General features: G+C 34.2%; 18 protein-coding genes. 2 read left to right on the forward strand and 16 right to left on the reverse strand.

Annotation, left to right across the window (positions count from 1 at the left end):
• The first annotated feature begins 35 nt into the window (after nucleotides 1-35).
• Nucleotides 36-707, forward strand: coding sequence for a hypothetical protein (locus BQ7474_RS09130; RefSeq protein ID WP_073998549.1), 672 nt, complete (start codon nucleotides 36-38; stop codon nucleotides 705-707).
• A gap of 203 nt (nucleotides 708-910) precedes the next feature.
• On the opposite strand, the gene BQ7474_RS09135 is transcribed toward BQ7474_RS09130, so the two are convergent.
• From BQ7474_RS09135 to BQ7474_RS09150, 4 genes are all read right to left on the reverse strand, one after another.
• Nucleotides 911-1,564: a hypothetical protein gene (locus BQ7474_RS09135; RefSeq protein ID WP_073998551.1), complete on the reverse strand. Its 654-nt coding sequence runs from the start codon at nucleotides 1,562-1,564 to the stop codon at nucleotides 911-913.
• A 172-nt stretch (nucleotides 1,565-1,736) separates the two neighbouring features.
• Complete coding sequence (locus tag BQ7474_RS09140) at nucleotides 1,737-2,732, reverse strand: hypothetical protein (protein ID WP_073998552.1); 996 nt, start codon at nucleotides 2,730-2,732, stop codon at nucleotides 1,737-1,739.
• 80 nt (nucleotides 2,733-2,812) lie between these two features.
• Nucleotides 2,813-4,459 (reverse strand): hypothetical protein, encoded by a 1,647-nt coding sequence (locus BQ7474_RS09145; protein ID WP_073998553.1) that lies wholly within the window; start codon nucleotides 4,457-4,459, stop codon nucleotides 2,813-2,815.
• Nucleotides 4,452-5,174 carry an ABC transporter ATP-binding protein gene (locus BQ7474_RS09150; RefSeq protein WP_073998555.1) on the reverse strand — a complete coding sequence of 241 codons (723 nt, stop codon included), beginning with the start codon at nucleotides 5,172-5,174 and terminating at the stop codon, nucleotides 4,452-4,454. The genes BQ7474_RS09145 and BQ7474_RS09150 overlap by 8 nt, the downstream gene beginning before the upstream one ends.
• A gap of 131 nt (nucleotides 5,175-5,305) precedes the next feature.
• Here BQ7474_RS09150 and BQ7474_RS09155 point away from each other — a divergent pair, with 131 nt between their 5' ends.
• Nucleotides 5,306-6,832: a chloride channel protein gene (locus BQ7474_RS09155; RefSeq protein ID WP_073998556.1), complete on the forward strand. Its 1,527-nt coding sequence runs from the start codon at nucleotides 5,306-5,308 to the stop codon at nucleotides 6,830-6,832.
• A 55-nt stretch (nucleotides 6,833-6,887) separates the two neighbouring features.
• On the opposite strand, the gene BQ7474_RS09160 is transcribed toward BQ7474_RS09155, so the two are convergent.
• The 12 genes from BQ7474_RS09160 to gltX all read right to left on the reverse strand — a co-directional run bounded on the left by BQ7474_RS09160 (nucleotide 6,888) and on the right by gltX (nucleotide 16,046).
• A complete protein-coding gene (locus tag BQ7474_RS09160) occupies nucleotides 6,888-7,391 on the reverse strand; it encodes an FUSC family protein (RefSeq protein WP_073998557.1) in 504 nt (167 codons plus the stop codon).
• Nucleotides 7,388-8,218: a nucleoside hydrolase gene (locus BQ7474_RS09165; protein WP_073998559.1), complete on the reverse strand. Its 831-nt coding sequence runs from the start codon at nucleotides 8,216-8,218 to the stop codon at nucleotides 7,388-7,390. Before BQ7474_RS09165 ends, BQ7474_RS09160 begins: the two co-directional genes overlap by 4 nt.
• A 93-nt stretch (nucleotides 8,219-8,311) precedes the next feature.
• Nucleotides 8,312-8,575, reverse strand: coding sequence for a type II toxin-antitoxin system RelE family toxin (locus BQ7474_RS09170; RefSeq protein WP_218188987.1), 264 nt, complete (start codon nucleotides 8,573-8,575; stop codon nucleotides 8,312-8,314).
• Entirely contained in the window at nucleotides 8,568-8,795 is a 228-nt protein-coding gene (gene relB / locus BQ7474_RS09175; RefSeq protein ID WP_073998562.1) for a type II toxin-antitoxin system RelB family antitoxin, read from the reverse strand. The genes BQ7474_RS09170 and relB overlap by 8 nt, the downstream gene beginning before the upstream one ends.
• Before the next feature lie 72 nt (nucleotides 8,796-8,867).
• Nucleotides 8,868-9,497 (reverse strand): ABC-2 transporter permease, encoded by a 630-nt coding sequence (locus tag BQ7474_RS09180; protein WP_073998563.1) that lies wholly within the window; start codon nucleotides 9,495-9,497, stop codon nucleotides 8,868-8,870.
• Nucleotides 9,478-10,344: an ABC transporter ATP-binding protein gene (locus BQ7474_RS09185; RefSeq protein WP_082187916.1), complete on the reverse strand. Its 867-nt coding sequence runs from the start codon at nucleotides 10,342-10,344 to the stop codon at nucleotides 9,478-9,480. Before BQ7474_RS09185 ends, BQ7474_RS09180 begins: the two co-directional genes overlap by 20 nt.
• Complete coding sequence (locus BQ7474_RS09190) at nucleotides 10,337-10,714, reverse strand: GntR family transcriptional regulator (protein ID WP_073998565.1); 378 nt, start codon at nucleotides 10,712-10,714, stop codon at nucleotides 10,337-10,339. Before BQ7474_RS09190 ends, BQ7474_RS09185 begins: the two co-directional genes overlap by 8 nt.
• Nucleotides 10,715-10,811: 97 nt before the next feature.
• On the reverse strand, nucleotides 10,812-11,885 hold the full coding sequence (locus BQ7474_RS09195; RefSeq protein ID WP_073998566.1) for a sigma-70 family RNA polymerase sigma factor: 1,074 nt from the start codon (nucleotides 11,883-11,885) through the stop codon (nucleotides 10,812-10,814).
• A gap of 37 nt (nucleotides 11,886-11,922) precedes the next feature.
• A complete protein-coding gene (locus BQ7474_RS09200) occupies nucleotides 11,923-12,450 on the reverse strand; it encodes an NYN domain-containing protein (protein WP_073998567.1) in 528 nt (175 codons plus the stop codon).
• Entirely contained in the window at nucleotides 12,437-13,141 is a 705-nt protein-coding gene (gene rlmB / locus BQ7474_RS09205) for a 23S rRNA (guanosine(2251)-2'-O)-methyltransferase RlmB (RefSeq protein WP_073998568.1), read from the reverse strand. The genes BQ7474_RS09200 and rlmB overlap by 14 nt, the downstream gene beginning before the upstream one ends.
• Complete coding sequence (gene cysS / locus BQ7474_RS09210) at nucleotides 13,141-14,562, reverse strand: cysteine--tRNA ligase (protein ID WP_073998569.1); 1,422 nt, start codon at nucleotides 14,560-14,562, stop codon at nucleotides 13,141-13,143. The genes rlmB and cysS overlap by 1 nt, the downstream gene beginning before the upstream one ends.
• A gap of 2 nt (nucleotides 14,563-14,564) precedes the next feature.
• Complete coding sequence (gene gltX / locus BQ7474_RS09215; RefSeq protein ID WP_073998570.1) at nucleotides 14,565-16,046, reverse strand: glutamate--tRNA ligase; 1,482 nt, start codon at nucleotides 16,044-16,046, stop codon at nucleotides 14,565-14,567.
• Between the last annotated feature and the right edge of the window lie 243 nt (nucleotides 16,047-16,289).

Genomic DNA, 16,289 nt, shown 5'->3' on the forward strand with positions numbered 1-16,289 from the left:
ATAAAAAAACAGTATGATAAAAAGGAGGTGATAAAATGAGTGAAAATTTAGGCCCAATACATTATATGATGTATGACAAAATAAAATTTCAAGATAAAATAACAGCTTACTTGCTAGATAATGACACAAGCGAGCTTGATAAAATAGCTAAAGCTGTTTCAAAAAATCCGCTAGAAGAGTTAATCGACCAGGATAATATACACGGATGGTTGGATTCAAAAATAGATGTAGTAGAAAAAAGATTAAATTATGCCCTAGGCCATAGTGATAATCCAAAGGAAAAAATTTTTGAATTTGGAAAGAAAATTGGTCATGATAAGAACTTTGACAACTTTAATCAAATTTTTTCTGACTTGAATATGTACCTACTTGATGGTATGCCTTGTGACAACGGACTATCTGCCCAAGTAGATGACAATGGTGATTTGTATTTGATTACCAACACCAACCTACATGCAAAATATGAAAATGAAAACATAAACCCAGAAGATTCCCTTGATAATGTCTGCGAAGGGGGCCATGACCACGACCACCACGAAAGTTTTGAAGTAAGTGAAGGTAATGGTATCAATTTGAAAAATGAATCAAAAAACGAAAAATCCACCTACCATGACTTTAGATATGAATTTTTGAAAGGATATTTTTCAGATAGCCCATATGATGTTGAAATGGTAAATGGAATTAATTTTAGGATTTTTGGTAGATAAAAGGGGCTGTTGCAAATCAATAGATATTTATCGTTCCATCATTGGGTTGCACTTTGAGAAAATTTGAGATTTAGCCCGCCGGCTCATGGAGGCACTTAGCCCGTCGGCTGACTGAGACATTTTCTTGGAGGGTGCCAGAATGATTTTGGAACGATTTATCTTTTTTCAACAGCTCCCTTTATCTATGTATTTTTTATTTAAAATTATAAAGTTTCCAGTAATTCTTCTGCTTCTTTGATATATTCATTAGCCTCTGCCATTAATCTGATTAGTTTATCCTTAACTTTTTCAATAGTTTTTGGATAGTTTTCTATGATATCTTCACAAGCGTCGATTTGTATTTTGGCATTTTCTATAGATTTTTCTAGATTAGCCTTTATCTTCGCTATGTTTTCTAACTCTTCAACTTCCTTGAGAATATTTCCATTTTCTTCCTCTTCTGGAATATTTTCCTCCACCACTCCTGGAACGTACTCTTCAACTTCTCCTGTGTTTTCATTTGAAGATCCACTATTATTTCCCTTGAAATAATTCTCTCCAACTTCTCCATTCTTGTTTCTATCGAGCATAAATGGATATTGCCAATCTTTGCTTTCTACAATAGGTAAGCTATATCTATTACTCGCCAAGAGCTCATCAATAGTCAGTGGAGTTCTGTTATCTGTATTCATAGTATCTAATTCTGCTCTCTGACTATCTGTTAGTGCTAAATATGCATCTCTAGTCTTTGATGACCTATAAAAGGCTGAATTTTTATTAATAGATGACGCATATGACCTATCGATGTGTACCATTTGTCCGGCAAAGGCAAAACTTAGAGCAAGTCCTGTCGCTAGAAATTTTTTGTTTATTTTCATTTACCCCCCCAGTAGATAAGGATTTGTTAACGTTATAATTTATCCTTATTCAAGCAATTTATTTATATATATATTATTATAAATAATGTTTTTTATCAAATATTATAAGAAAACATTTAAATTTTTCAATAAAAAAGAGCTGCTAGATAACTAACAGCACCTTTATAATAATTTATTGTCCTATCAAGGCCCTAAGTTCTTTTATAAGCTCTTTACTTTCCTCGATTAGTCCAAGTAGTTTTCCCTTAACATTTTTTATAGTTTCTGGATAATTATTAATCAAATCTTCTGAGGCCTTTATTTGTATTTCAGCTTCTTCGATTGATTTATCAACATTTTTTCTTACTTCTTCTGAAATTTCTTCTTTGTATTTACCAGTGCTTAGGATGTATTCACCCATTATTTTACTTTGTTCTTCATTGTTATTTGCCACATCTTTGGCAAATTCTGCTGTAGCAAATGTTTCTTTTTGCTTTGGATCTTTCACTTCAGCAAATCCAACATACTTATATCCTGGATTTAGAAGATCGTGCATACTAGAATTCCAATCGCCTCTTACACCATTTTCCTTTAATAAAAAGTCATATTGGGACTTATTATCTGCTTTTTCTAATTTTCCATATGACCATTTGCCAATTGGGTCTGTAATTTTAGGGTCAATTGTATCTGCTGTAAGGACTTCTCTGTCTGAATGCCTTCCATTGACTGTGGCAGTGGTAAAATCTGAAAAGTCAGGTCTTTGGCTGCCTAAGCCTGTGTATGTTTGTTCAAAAGATCTTTGGATGGCGATTTTTTCCAAATCATTTGACCATTTTATTGCATTTACATATTCTTCTTTTGTTTCATAACCGAATTCCTTGGCAACATCTCGAATAGTGGTTCCTTTTTCGTTGTTTTCATCTAGGGTATATGGAACATTAGATTCCCATGATTTGTCACGAACTTCACGAATTCCCATTAGGAATTGTTCATAAACAATGTCATTAGGATTTACTATAACTGTTTTTTCTTTGTAAGTTCCACCAGCCTTTGCAACGCCTAGGTCTAAGTTTTTGTCTTTAGCTTCGCTTGTTGCAAGGCTAGTTGAAGGATTTGCAAGGCTATTTAAACCTAAAAATGAAAACGACAAAGCAAGTGTTGCTGCTGTCAATTTTTTAATCTTTTTCATAATTCTCTCCTTAAAAGCTTAGTAGCTTTACTAATTGTTTTGAAATCCTTACGTTATAAAAATACCCGCTGAGTTTGATTTTAATCATTTACATCATGAAATCCTTTTTTGTAAGATTTTATTGAAATATTAGCCAAAAATACTGTCAAAAGAATAATCATTAATAAATCTACTGCGCCTGCCAGATAGAAATTTCCCGATACATTTAATACAAATATAAATGCACCAATCAAAATCCCCGTAATAACCAGGGAAAGGAAGTAATATAGTATATTTTTTACATTACCCTTGCTGATTTCTTCTGGTCTTGTCCAATTAATTTTAATGTTTTTACTACCTACATATAGACCTTCAAAAGATGCTGTAAGACTTGCAAGCATCATTCCTAAAAATAAAAATATGCTGTTTACTAGTCCAAAATTAAAGACAAGTCCATATATTATGCAGAGTATGAGATTAAATGCCCCAGTTACTAGAAGGCCAGAAAACATCCTAGCCTTAAAATGGCTTACTGGATCTATTGGGAGAGTTTGGAATAGGTAAAAACTCTTGTGTTCCCTTGAAAGGGACGTGCTTGTAAGACCTCCATTTACCCACATTAATAGACCCAAGGCAAAGCCAATAAGAAATATTGCTAATTTTATCTCTCCTCCACCAAAATCTAGTGTTTGCAAATCTACTACTAATTTCTTACCTGTAGTGAATCCCAATATTCCAAAGATCATAATCATACTTGCAGCTGGATATATAAATATTACATTTGAAAATAAATTTTTGATATCCCTTCTAAAGATAGCCGCAAATTGAGACGAACTTTTGAAATCTTTATCAGATAGGCTATGTTCCTTTTTCTTACCCGCTGATCCTTCTTTTTCACTCAGACTATCATAGTAGAATTTATCTGCTAATTTGTAAGTTACAAACAAAAACAATGCTGATATACCAATTAAGATTATTGTGTAGATTAGCTTTTGCTTTATATCTCCACCAAGGCTTTGACCAAAGATTTTGGCATTAAAAAATACATTTGATATTCCACTTAGCTTATCAATAGTTCTATTTATAGTTCCTGAATCCACCTGTTCTATACTACTTCCACCATAAGCGTAAAAGTAAATAATGCCTGTGATAATTAGGAGTATAACATATCCAAGATTTTTAAAAAGTTTTCTGTGACTGCCTGCATTTGTAAATCTTATAATAAGTAAGATTATAATAGTTAAAATACAATTTGGAACTATAATCAAGCCAAAGAAATTAATTAATCCAAGGACTAACACTGGTAGAGAAAATCCTTTGTAAGAGAAATAAATTCCCAAGGCTATAAATAAAAATAAAATATAGTCTACAAAAGATCCTATTTCTCCAAGTAGTTTTCCTATAAATAATTCACCTTGTCCAATTGGCAGAGTCTTATATATCTTTATATTTTTATCTGAGAAAAAGCCTGATAAAATCTTTGGTATATAAAAAATCAAAATCATCAGCACTATAGCCATACCAAAAAATGTGAAATACATGGCTTCTCCGTTTTCCTTTACCAAGAACACATTTGCTAATATATTCATGATTGTAAAAAAAATAAAAAATAAAAACAAATAGGTGAATAAGAAAAACAAAATCCTTAAAAAATAATTATTTGGCAAATTTGGGGCTTTTTTGCTTGGAAAATATGGGAAAAATGCTTCTTTAAAATGATATTTTGCAACTGTCCATAAATTATTCATCTGTAAGCTCCAAGAATACTGATTCTAGATTTTCCTTATGAGTAGAAGAATTTCTAATCTCATCAAAAGTACCAATCGCAATAATTTTCCCCTTGTTTATTATTGCAATCCTATCACATAGTTCTTGAGCTACGCTCATTACGTGTGTTGAGAAAAACACGGATTTTCCCTTTGCAGTGCGGTCTCTTAGGATTTCTTTAAGGTTATAAGCACTTTTTGCATCAAGTCCTACCATTGGTTCATCTAGAATCAATACATCAGGGTCATTTATCAATGCTCCAATTAGTGCAAGTCTTTGGGCCATACCGTGAGAATATGTTTCTATTTGATCTGCCATGGCCATCCTTATATCAAAAAATTCCAAATAATAATCAAGTCTCTCTTTGCGAGTCTGCTCGTCTATGCCGTATATATCAGCCAGAAAATTTATGTATTCATAGCCAGAATAGTTTTCAAAAAGTTCTGGGTTATCAGGTACGTATGAGAATTGTTTCTTATAGGCTATTTGGTCTTCATCCATAGTGATTCCACCCATGGTAATACTTCCATTAGTGATGGAATTGATGCCAACAATAGACTTTATAGTAGTAGATTTACCTGCTCCATTTGGTCCTAGAAAACCAAATATTTCACCATTTCTTACATCAAAAGATATATCATCAACAGCAATTTTGCCGTTGGAATAAGCCTTTGTAAAATTTTTTACTTCAATCATATTCGCCTCCTCTAGCTAAATTGTATCATAGGGGCGAATATATTTAAAATATGAATCATAGTTTTAAAAATACAAGATTTAATTTCTTTCCAGTATAATAAATTTATCTAGTAAATTTAAGGATGGTAAAAATGAAAAATCATTTTGATGATAAAAGAAAACTAATATTTAGAATATTGGTTGATTCGATAATAGTTGGCATAATCGCAGGCTTATTTTCAGTCCTCTATAGATTTATTATTTCAAAGATGGATATCTACAGGGGATATTTGTATGCTGATTTTAACCTAAAATCTATACTAATACTATTAACTATTGCAATTATTTCTTCTTATGCAATATATAAGCTATTAAAATGGGCGCCTCTTTCTGGTGGAAGTGGTATTCCCCAAATCAGAGCGGAGATACTTGGTAAGTTTCAAATGGAGGAAGTTCCTACTATTGCTTCAAAAATCATAGGTGGAGGCCTGGGTAATCTCATGGGATTTTCACTAGGCCGTGAGGGCCCATCAATCCAAATAGGTGGGGCAAGTGCCAAACTTGTTGGCAAGTTTCTTAAAAGAGAACCTGACGAAATAAAATATTTAATCACTGCAGGAGCTGCCGCAGGCCTTGCTGCAGCCTTCAATGCCCCTCTAGCTGGTTGTATATTCGCTATTGAGGAGTTGCACAAATCTTATTCCAAATATGTGCTTTTGCCAGCACTTATTGCATCAATTACAGCAAATTTCATATCCTTTGTCTTGATGGGACCTGAAACTGCCTTTTCTTTTGCAGTAGCCGAGTCTTTGCCAATGAAACTAATCTGGGTTGCAATACTTATAGGAATTCTCACAGGAGTTATTGGAGTTTTTTATAATACTTTAATTGTAAAATTTCAAGATATGTTCAAGAAATTAAGCTCACCTATAGCAAAATATGGCCTATTGATGGCTGTTACAACATTTATTGGCTTTACATTTTTTAAGGCTACTGGCGGTGGCCACGGACTTTTGGAAGAAATGTCTTTGAACAAATTTTCTGTAGCTTACATACTGATAATCCTATTAGCTAAACTTTTTTATACAACTTTTTGTTATGGATCTGGAGTCCAAGGTGGTATTTTCTTGCCAGTCCTTGTCATAGGAGGTTGTTGTGGATCACTGATATTTTTGATGCTTAGAAATGCTGTACCTATAGAACAATTTTATATAAACTTCCTAATACTAGGCATGAGTGGCATACTTGCTTCTGTTGTAAGAAGTCCTATCCTTTCAATAATCCTAGTGTCAGAAATGACAAAGACCTTTGAACATCTCATAGCCTTATCAATTGTTGTAATGGTCTCATATTATATAGCAGAAGCCTTCAAGATAGCTCCAATCTATGACACACTTTTAGAAAGACAATTAAAAGATAAGAATTTGCTAAGTCCTGTCGAAAGAGAACTTGGAAATTATTCTATTTTTGAATACACCATGGCAGAAAATCTTGAAGTTGTTGGCAAAAGACTAAGAGAAATCGACTTTCCAAAACATGTCATCGTCCTAACCATAGAAAGAGACGGCCATGAATTTATTCCAAATGCTGACGACTATATCTTAGCAGCTGACAAATTGACAGTCCTTGAGGATGCTACAGATGCCCTAGATATAGACAAATTTTTGAAATATGAATAGCAAAAAACTCCTTGCCCTTAGCATTATCAAAGCTAAGGTAAGGAGTTTTCTTTTATTAATGTTTATGATTATAGTTTTCCCTTATTTCAAAATCCGTCCAGTTAACAACAATGGCAGAAATTACTCCAACCATAGTATCAAAGGTCCTATTAAAGGCAAAGAGAAAGGGCAAGTTCCCCTCGTTGCCGTGGTTTATGGTAATTGACAAAAATACAATTGCCATAATAGATACAGCCTTAGGTTTGCCAGCCATAGCCATTACCCAAATTATAATTGACGCTATTAAACTGATCAAAATAAGCTCTACTTCTTTAGGCAGATAATTTGCAGGCACTATCAAAAGAAAGATCAAACCACACAAACCACCAAGTATAGTACCAATTACTCTATTTATACCAATCTCACGAGAACCTTCCACGTCCGATTTCAGGCAAATTATGGCGGCAATGGCACTATAAAAAGGCAAGCCCTCTCCTGGTCTGAAAGATGAAATCAGCATAGCAAGACTTACAGCAATGAAAGTTTTAACTATTCTAAGGCCAGGTTTCTTAAATTTCACTTTAGACTCCCCATAAGAAAGTCGTAGAAAGTTTCCTCATTTACCCTAGTCGCCCTGTAGTTTTTCTTCCTTGTATCAGTCCTATAAAGACTTCCTAGCTCACCATCAGAATCGTCAACATGAATGCCAAAACCTGATTCCTCAAAGATAAAAGCCTCTGGCATAAGCATTAGATACATCAAAAGATTGGCCTTAAGAAGTCTATAATTATCTTTCTTAAATTCATCTAAAATTATATCCAAATTTTTATCATGGCCTGACAATTTGTCAATCATTTCATCTGAAAGATTGACTTGATTAGCAATGCCTATTGGCAACAAAAATAAATCAATACTAGAATTTAAAATCTTATCAACAGATCTTGGGTCTTCTATAAAAGTCTCAGAAACTTCGCCATCACTTTCCCCTCCAAGGATAAAAATATGGGATATATAATCCTCTATCTCTGGGGCTTCCTCTAACGCCCTGGCAATATTTGTAAGACCAGCTGTAGCAATTATATCAAGTTTGCCACAATCACTAGCCTTATCAATTATATTTTCATAGGCAGGCATTTCTTCTATGTAATCTTTTGTAGTAGTAAAAATTTCCTTGTCCAAATGGTTGTATTCTGAGAAATTCTCTCCAGCTGCCACTGATAAGTATAGGCCATCATCAGCCATAAGGCCTACAATATTTTCTGCCGCAAGCTTTGTATTCATCATTCCTGATCCAGTAGACAAGCCCACAAGCTCAAAATCATAAGACTTTGTAGCCATATAAGCCATCAACGCCTCATCTGGCGCAAAATTTGTATCTATATATAAAAATGGTTTTTCGTAATCCATAATACCTCACTTTTTTCTACTATACTAAGATAAGGCATTTTTACCATAAAAAAGGACAGCTTAGCTGCCCTGTGATTGTACAGTTACAAATCCTCATCTATAGATTTCTCTCCTGTGGCCTAGGCTTAAAGCTAGGATTAGAAGCTTATCATCCTCTATTTTGCAAATAAGTCTATAATCACCAATCCTATATCTCCAAAGCCCTTGTTTATCTCCAACAAGAGCTTTGCCCCTAAGCCTTGGATTTTCCAAAGTAATTATATTATTTTTAATATATTTTAGGATTAACCTAGCATTTGACTTATCCATCTTGCGTAACTGTTTATCAAATCTATCAGTTGTTTCAAAACTATACATCAAATTCCTCAAATAATTCTTCTATTGGATGAGAAACTGGATCTTTTAAATATTCTTCGTAAGCCTCTTCGCCAACTTTTATGTCGTAATCATCTTCCAGCTTATCAAGTATAGCGGATTTCACTACATCAGAAAAACTCCTATTGGCAAAATCAGCGTATTCATTAATAGCTCTCTCTTCTTCCCTAGTAAATCTAATTGATTTTACAACTGTATCCATAAAATCCCCCCCTTGTTTCGTAATACAATTGTACTACTAATCCATGATTTTTCAATAAAGCTATTAATTAAACTAAAGTTCTTTATTCTCATATATTTTAATAGAAATAACTAAGGATATAATATTTAAAGCAAGAGCTAGAAATAAAATTACTAATCCAGCATGACTTTTGCCAATTATTATATTTTCTTGTAAAAAGTTAATTACTAAGTCTTCATTTTCCCACAAATAATTCACTATCATAAAGATAAAAATATATATAAATATAAAAAATGTTCTAGCTTTTTGACTTCCAAATTTATACATTAGAGGCATTTGGATTAGTGGTATTAAGCTTGACGATAAGATTATAATTGGTATTAGAAGATTTATCGAAAATAAGTTAGGATTGTTTACCTTTAATCTTCCCAGAAGTCCTATTAATACTGCTAATCCAGCAAATATCCATATAATAAGGTATCTAGAAAAAACAATTTTCCTTTTATTTATCCCCATACCTACTATATATTTATCTGCATTTGATTTTATATCTACATCAAATAAAGCATTTAAAAGAGCTATTGGTATTAATATAAAAAATCCTGATGATAACATTAGCTGACCTTCTCTGTATTCATATCCTGCTATTAATACAATCAACATGGCTATAAACAAAAAGTATTTTTTTATCGAAATCAAATCTTTATATATCAAGGCTTTCATTGTAGGCCTCCTTTATCATATATACCATAATGTCTTCGATACTAGGATTTTCTAGCTCTATTCCTTCTGGCATTTCTTCTCTTATCACCAAACATTCATGGCCAAATTTGTGTTTCCTGACTGCAATAATTGCATTTTTATCCAAACTTTCATATTCTTCATCATTTAATGAAACTAAGCCATAAATCTCTATTAGTTTATCTTTTTCCTCGTTAAATAATAAATCCCCTTTGTGGATAAAGGCAATATAGTCAGCTATTTTTTCTAAGTCAGACAAAATATGAGAAGATATTAAGACTGTGTGTTTCTCATCTTGGATAAAATCAAGTAGAATATCCAAAAAATCATCTCTTGCAACTGGATCAAGTCCACTTGTTGCCTCATCTAATATTAATAGTTCAGCATTGTGAGATAGGGCCAAAGCAAAAGATAATTTCATTTTCATACCACGAGAAAAAGATTTTATTGCTTGTTTTTCTGGCAAATCGAATCTATTCACCAAACCATAAAATACATCTTCTTGCCAATAGTCCCTATAAAGCTTTTCATGAAATGTTTCAATTTCACCAATATCCATATTATCTGGCAAATACAAGTCATCATAAACAAATCCAATTTTATATTTTTCCTCTTCAGTAAGATTATTTATATCTTTGCCAAATACTTCAATTGTTCCTCTATCTTTCTTTAAGGCATTCAACAGTAATTTTAATGTTGTTGATTTGCCCGCCCCATTTTCTCCAATAAGACCTGTTACAGTTCCCTTTTTGATATTAAGGTCTAATGGTCCTAACTTAAAGCCTAAGAATTCTTTTTCAACATTTTTTAGCTTGATTATATCATCCATCATAATCCTCCAATATATCGAATAAGGATACTATTTCCTCTTTTGAGATGTCGGCAATCTTGGCTAAATCATTAATTTCTTTTACATATTCCTCTATCTTAATCATAAGTTTTTCCCTAACAATCTTGGGATCTTGGCTTTTGATAAAAGAACCCTTGCCAGCAACAGTGTTAATTAGTCCTTCTTTTTCAAGCTCGTCATAGGCTCTTTTTGTAGTAATAACACTGACCTTAAGCTCTTTTGCCAAAAATCTTATAGAGGGTAAAGGTTCGTTAATGTCTAATTCATCATTTAAAATAGCATCTCTTATCTGGTTTTTGATTTGTAAATATATCGGATCTTTACTCGAGTACTTTATTTTTATATCCATATATCCTCCATCTGTATATAGTGTATATTAACAGTTATAATCTGTCAATGCCTATTATAAAATACCACACAAAAAAAGATGCGATTTCTCGCATCTTTTAGTTTTCGCTATCAGAAAACTCTTTTAATTTTCCTAAGGCTTGGTTTTCTATTTGTCTGATTCTCTCTCTTGATAGGTCGTAGATTGTGCCTATTTCTTCTAGAGTTTTTGGTTTTTCGTTGTCTAGACCATAACGGTAGATTATGATTTGTTTTTCTCTATCTGTAAGTTGGTCTAGGGCTTTCATTAGGAAGTTTTCCATGTCACGTTCTAGTATTAGCATGTCAACTGGGGTTGACTCGTCTCCTACCATGTCCATCAGCTCATCACCTGTGGAGTCCTCAGAGTCCAGATTGATGTTTAGGGATGTTGAGTTTACTTGGTTACGGTTGATTAAAAATAGGTCATCAGCTTGTTTTTTGTCTATGCCCTCTTTTTCCAAGATTTTGTATAATTCTTCATCGCTAGCTTCTGGATTTGCCTTTAGGATTTGCTTTAGTTTGTTTAGTTTCAAGTACTTGCCAGCAGGTATCCTTATGGTGTGACCTTCTTTGTTGATAGCTTTCCTTATTGCCTTGTCTATCCATTTGTAAGCATAGGTTGTAAATTTGTAGCCTAGACTTAGGTCAAATTTTTCTGCTGCTCTTATCATACCAAGCATACCTGATTGGACTAGGTCTTCAAGATCAAGGTCATTACCGTGCGATCTATAGAAGTATGATGCACGACTTCTTACAAGACCTTGGTTTTTTTCTACTAGGGCTGCTAGGGCATTTTGGTTGCCTGCCTGGAATTGTTCTACTATCTCTTCATTGGTCATGTCGGATAGTTTCATCATATCTTTTCTAGAAAGTGGAGTGATGGCTGTGGATTCGCTCCTTTTTATAGGGGCGTCGTCCTCTTCATCATCGACTTCATCTATTGCTTCATCTTCGATGTCGCTATCTTCGTCGATTTCCTCTACCTCTACTATTATTTCTTCTTCTAGTAGATATTCTTCTAGTTCTTCTTTTTCTTCATCTGATAATTCTTCTAGGACACTTGAGATTTCTTCTTCGCTCATATCTTCGGAGTTGAAGAATGAACGAATTTTCTCAAGTGTCACATCTTCTTTTAAATTTATTTTATCCATATCTTACCTTTTAGTGAATTTATTTTACCTTGTATCGCTAATTAGATTCCAAGTCTTTTTTCATTTGGTCAATTTTTTCTATCAATTCATTTGATAGAGGAAATGACTTAAAATTACGGTTGAAATCCGCTTTTCTTTTACGTTTTATCTTTGAATTATTGTTAAAAATATCAGCTTTTAGCTCAGTTGAAGTCATCCTGCTTGCTCCCTTGCTTGTGGCAAGGATTTGTATTTGCCCATCATCTGTGACCACCTTTAGATTGTGCCTACGACCTATATCTAAAATTTGTTTTTCTATGTAGGTGTCGGCCGTTTGAAATCTTTTTGTGTAGACAATTTCCATACCATATTTTTCTTCGATTGTCTCTTTGGGTCTATCAAGATTGTAGGCATCAAAGACTATTATGACTTCCTCCCCACTCATGGACATATATTCTGCTAATTCTTCTACGAGAGCAAGCCTTGCATCTTCTAAATTTTGCTTGGCTAGTTCTTTTAGTTCTGGCCAAGCATTTATCACATTATATCCATCTATAATGGTGATATTTCTTTTAGTTAAAGCCATTTTGCCTTACAACCTCGTACATAGAAATAGCACTTGCAACTGACGCATTTAGGCTATTGACCAAACCTTGCATAGGAATTTTGACTAGCATGTCACAGTGCTCTCTTACCATCCTGCTAAGGCCATCGCCCTCGTTGCCAACAACAAGAGCAACTTTTCCCTTAAGGTCAGTTTGGTCGATAGAACTTTCTGCTTCGCCTGCTAGGCCATAGATCCAAAAGCCTCGCTCTTTCAATTCTTCCATAGTACGGTTGAGGTTTTTTACCATGACAATCTTGATATTATTTATTGCTCCAGCACTTGTCTTATATACTGTTGGTGTGACCTTGGCTGAGCGGCGTTCTGGTATGATTACTCCATCAAAACCAAAGCTTTCAGCAGATCTAATGATGGCTCCAAGGTTGTGGGGGTCTTCTATTTTGTCAAGCAATATAAGTTTTTCTGAGTCTGATAAGTCATCCAAGGATCCATATTTGAATGATTCAACTTCGATCATCACACCTTGGTGATTGCCTTCTACATCTTTAAAAAAGTTTTTGTCTACAAATTTGATCTCTACCTTTGCTCTAGTAAGCTTATCTATGATTTTTCCTACTATGGGTGTTTTTTGATCTATGATATAGGCCTTATTGATTGCAACTCCTGCATCAATAGTTTCAAGAACTGGCTTTCTGCCATAAATCTTATCCATTACTTAAGCTCCCATTTGACGCCCTCGCGCGTATCTTTTATGGCTACACCCATTTGGTCAAGTTCATCGCGAATAGCATCTGCTCTTTGGTAGTCTTTGCTTTTCTTTGCAGCAGTTCTTTCTTCTATTAGAGCTAGGATCTTGTCCTCATCAATTCCTTCGTGAGATTTTTTGATATTTTTGATACCCAAGACTTCTTCAAGTTCTAAGAATTTGTCCAATACTGTTTTGATTAATGCCTTTGTATTATCACCACTTACTTTTGTATTGGCAAATTTTACCAAATCAAAAATCACTGTTATACCATCAGCTGTGTTTAGGTCATTGTCCATAACTTGGATAAATTTATTTTCAAAGTCATAAAGTTCATCTAATAGAACTTTTTCACCTTCTGCTATTTCATCTCCGCTTGCCCCTGCTAGTAAATCCTCAAGTCTAAATACAGCATTGTTTATCCTATCTAGGGACTTTGATGCACCTTCTATAATCTCACGTGTGAAGTTGATTGGTTGACGGTAATTGGTTGTTAATAGCCAAAAGCGGATTACCATAAGATCATATTCTTTTTTGATATCGTGAAGGGTGAAGAAGTTGCCTAAAGACTTACTCATCTTTGTTCCGTCTACTTGGATCATTCCATTGTGCATCCAGTAGTTGGCAAAGGTCTTTTCATTTAATGTTTCTGACTGGGCAATCTCGTTTTCGTGGTGAGGGAATTCCAAATCTTCCCCACCAGCGTGTATATCTATGGTTTCTCCAAGGATTTTCTTGCTCATAGTTGAGCATTCTATATGCCAACCTGGACGGCCCTTACCCCATGGAGAGTCCCAAGCAACTTCGCCTTCTTTTTTGGTCTTCTTCCAAAGGGCAAAGTCTAGTGGGCTTTCTTTCTTGCTTGTGTCAGTATCTTCAAGCCTATTGCTTGCTCCGTGGAGCAAGTCCTCTACATTTTTGCCAGAAAGTTTGCCGTAGTCCTTAGCTTTTGCTACTCTAAAGTAAACATCTCCATCAGATTCGTAGGCTGCACCTTTTTCTACTAGGTCAGCTACAAAGTCTATGATATCATCCATTACCTCAGTCGCTCTTGGGTGGATGGTATCTTCTTCGTCGATGTTTAGGTCATTAGTATCTTCCATGTAGGCCTTAATATATCTATCAGTTACTTCTTTTGTAGTAATCCCTTCTTCGATAGATTTATTGATAATCTTATCGTCAACATCTGTGAAGTTTACTACATAAGTCACATCGTAACCCCTGTATTTTAAATACCTTCTAAAGGTATCAAATACTACCAAAGGCCTTGCATTTCCTATGTGCATATAGTCATAAACAGTAGGCCCACAGACATACATTCTTACTTTGTTTTCTTCTATTGGTATAAATTCTTCTGTCTTTCTTGTGAGCGTGTTATGAATTTTCATTTCTATAAGTTTTCCTTTACGTAGTTTAATCTCTTGGCAATTTTTTCCTTGCCCATTATTAGCATTACACTTGTAAGATCTGGTCCGTGAACTGATCCTGTGATGGCTGCCCTAATTGGGAACCACAAGTTTTTGCCTTTGATACCTGTTTCTTTTTGTAGGGTTTTCATAATTGTTGATGCAAATTCTTGGTCTAATTCGTCAACTTCAGCAAGTTTTGCTAAGAAAGCATCAACTAATTTTCTTGAGTCTTCTTCTTTTAGTACTTCTTTTGCTTCTTCATCAAAGTCAACTTCGCTATCTTCTATATAATAATTTTTTGATAAGTTTGGAGCATCTGAGAATTTATCAATGGCTGATTGCCAGGTGCTTGCAAGTAGGTTCATCTTTTCATCAGAATAATCTTCACTAATTAGACCAGCTTTTACCATGAATGGTTTGATTGCTTTTGCCAAATCTTCTACGCTCATTTCACGAACATAGTGGCCATTTACCCAGTCTAGTTTTCTCTTATCAAATACAGCTCCAGTTTTGTTTACTCTATCAAAGTCGAATTGCCTAGCAAGTTCTTCCATAGAGAAGATTTCTTCTTCACTATCTGGTGACCAACCTAGAAGTGCTAGGAAGTTGATCAAACCTTCTGCTGTGTAGCCTTCTTCTATGAAGTCTTCTACCATTCCATCGCCATTACGTTTTGAATATTTTTTGTGGTTTTCATTTAGTACGGTTGGTAGGTGGATATATTCTGGTGCTTCCCAGCCAAAGGCTTCGTATAGGTAAACGTGTTTTGGTGTTGATGATATCCACTCATCTCCACGAACAACGTGGGTAATCTTCATCAAGTGGTCGTCTACTACTACTGCAAAGTGGTAGGTTGGGTAGCCATCACGTTTGATAAGAACTTGGTCGTCCATATCATTTGTATTGAAAGTAATCTTTCCCTTGATTCTATCCTCAAAAGAAATCTCACGATCATGTGGAAGTTTTAGTCTAACTGTATATTCTTCACCATTTGCTACTCTTTGTTTAGCTTCTTCCTTTGGTATAGAACGGCACAAACCGTCGTATTTTGGTGTAAGACCATCGGCTTTTTGTTGGTCACGAACTGCATCAACTCTCTCTTGTGAGCAGAAGCAATAGTAAGCCTTGTCTTCATCAATTAATTTTTCTATATATTTATCATAGATACCAGCTTTTACTCTGTCAGATTGGATGTATGGGCCGTATTCACCTTTTTCTGTAACTTGACCATTTTCATCAAGCACAACCCCTTCATCAATCTCAACACCAGACCAAGCCAAAGCTTTCAATAAGTTTTCCAAAGCTCCTTCTACAAATCTGGTTCTGTCGGTATCTTCTATTCTTAATATCATTGTTCCATCTGTATGTCTTGCATAAAGATAGTTAAACAATGCTGTCCTAAGTCCACCGATGTGTAGGTAACCGGTTGGAGATGGGGCAAATCTTACTCTAACGTCACTCATCATTACTCCTTTGTTACTAACTTCAATTATTATTACTTTATTATCACTGTTATTTATTAATTATAATATATTTTGTCGTTTTTGATAATAAATTTTTGATACTTTAAAGATAATGAAAGGGAGTGCATAACACTCCCTCCACATCTTAACTTATTTAAGTATAACATTGTATACTCCAAAAATCAACTTTGTCAATAAGTTTTTTAATATTTAATTATATTTTGTCCTACAAAGTCTCTAAGT

Source organism: Anaerococcus urinomassiliensis (assembly GCF_900128425.1).
GTDB classification, from domain to species: Bacteria; Bacillota; Clostridia; order Tissierellales; family Peptoniphilaceae; genus Anaerococcus; species Anaerococcus urinomassiliensis.

What these genes read in the sequence shown, in the direction of transcription:
- BQ7474_RS09130 (WP_073998549.1), top strand. Translation starts at nt 36, where the DNA reads ATGAGTGAAAATTTAGGCCCAATACATTATATGATGTATGACAAAATA.
- BQ7474_RS09135 (WP_073998551.1), bottom strand. Translation starts at nt 1,564, where the DNA reads ATGAAAATAAACAAAAAATTTCTAGCGACAGGACTTGCTCTAAGTTTT.
- BQ7474_RS09140 (WP_073998552.1), bottom strand. Translation starts at nt 2,732, where the DNA reads ATGAAAAAGATTAAAAAATTGACAGCAGCAACACTTGCTTTGTCGTTT.
- BQ7474_RS09145 (WP_073998553.1), bottom strand. Translation starts at nt 4,459, where the DNA reads ATGAATAATTTATGGACAGTTGCAAAATATCATTTTAAAGAAGCATTT.
- BQ7474_RS09150 (WP_073998555.1), bottom strand. Translation starts at nt 5,174, where the DNA reads ATGATTGAAGTAAAAAATTTTACAAAGGCTTATTCCAACGGCAAAATT.
- BQ7474_RS09155 (WP_073998556.1), top strand. Translation starts at nt 5,306, where the DNA reads ATGAAAAATCATTTTGATGATAAAAGAAAACTAATATTTAGAATATTG.
- BQ7474_RS09165 (WP_073998559.1), bottom strand. Translation starts at nt 8,218, where the DNA reads ATGGATTACGAAAAACCATTTTTATATATAGATACAAATTTTGCGCCA.
- BQ7474_RS09170 (WP_218188987.1), bottom strand. Translation starts at nt 8,575, where the DNA reads ATGTATAGTTTTGAAACAACTGATAGATTTGATAAACAGTTACGCAAG.
- relB (WP_073998562.1), bottom strand. Translation starts at nt 8,795, where the DNA reads ATGGATACAGTTGTAAAATCAATTAGATTTACTAGGGAAGAAGAGAGA.
- BQ7474_RS09180 (WP_073998563.1), bottom strand. Translation starts at nt 9,497, where the DNA reads ATGAAAGCCTTGATATATAAAGATTTGATTTCGATAAAAAAATACTTT.
- BQ7474_RS09185 (WP_082187916.1), bottom strand. Translation starts at nt 10,344, where the DNA reads ATGGATGATATAATCAAGCTAAAAAATGTTGAAAAAGAATTCTTAGGC.
- BQ7474_RS09190 (WP_073998565.1), bottom strand. Translation starts at nt 10,714, where the DNA reads ATGGATATAAAAATAAAGTACTCGAGTAAAGATCCGATATATTTACAA.
- BQ7474_RS09195 (WP_073998566.1), bottom strand. Translation starts at nt 11,885, where the DNA reads ATGGATAAAATAAATTTAAAAGAAGATGTGACACTTGAGAAAATTCGT.
- BQ7474_RS09200 (WP_073998567.1), bottom strand. Translation starts at nt 12,450, where the DNA reads ATGGCTTTAACTAAAAGAAATATCACCATTATAGATGGATATAATGTG.
- rlmB (WP_073998568.1), bottom strand. Translation starts at nt 13,141, where the DNA reads ATGGATAAGATTTATGGCAGAAAGCCAGTTCTTGAAACTATTGATGCA.
- cysS (WP_073998569.1), bottom strand. Translation starts at nt 14,562, where the DNA reads ATGAAAATTCATAACACGCTCACAAGAAAGACAGAAGAATTTATACCA.
- gltX (WP_073998570.1), bottom strand. Translation starts at nt 16,046, where the DNA reads ATGAGTGACGTTAGAGTAAGATTTGCCCCATCTCCAACCGGTTACCTA.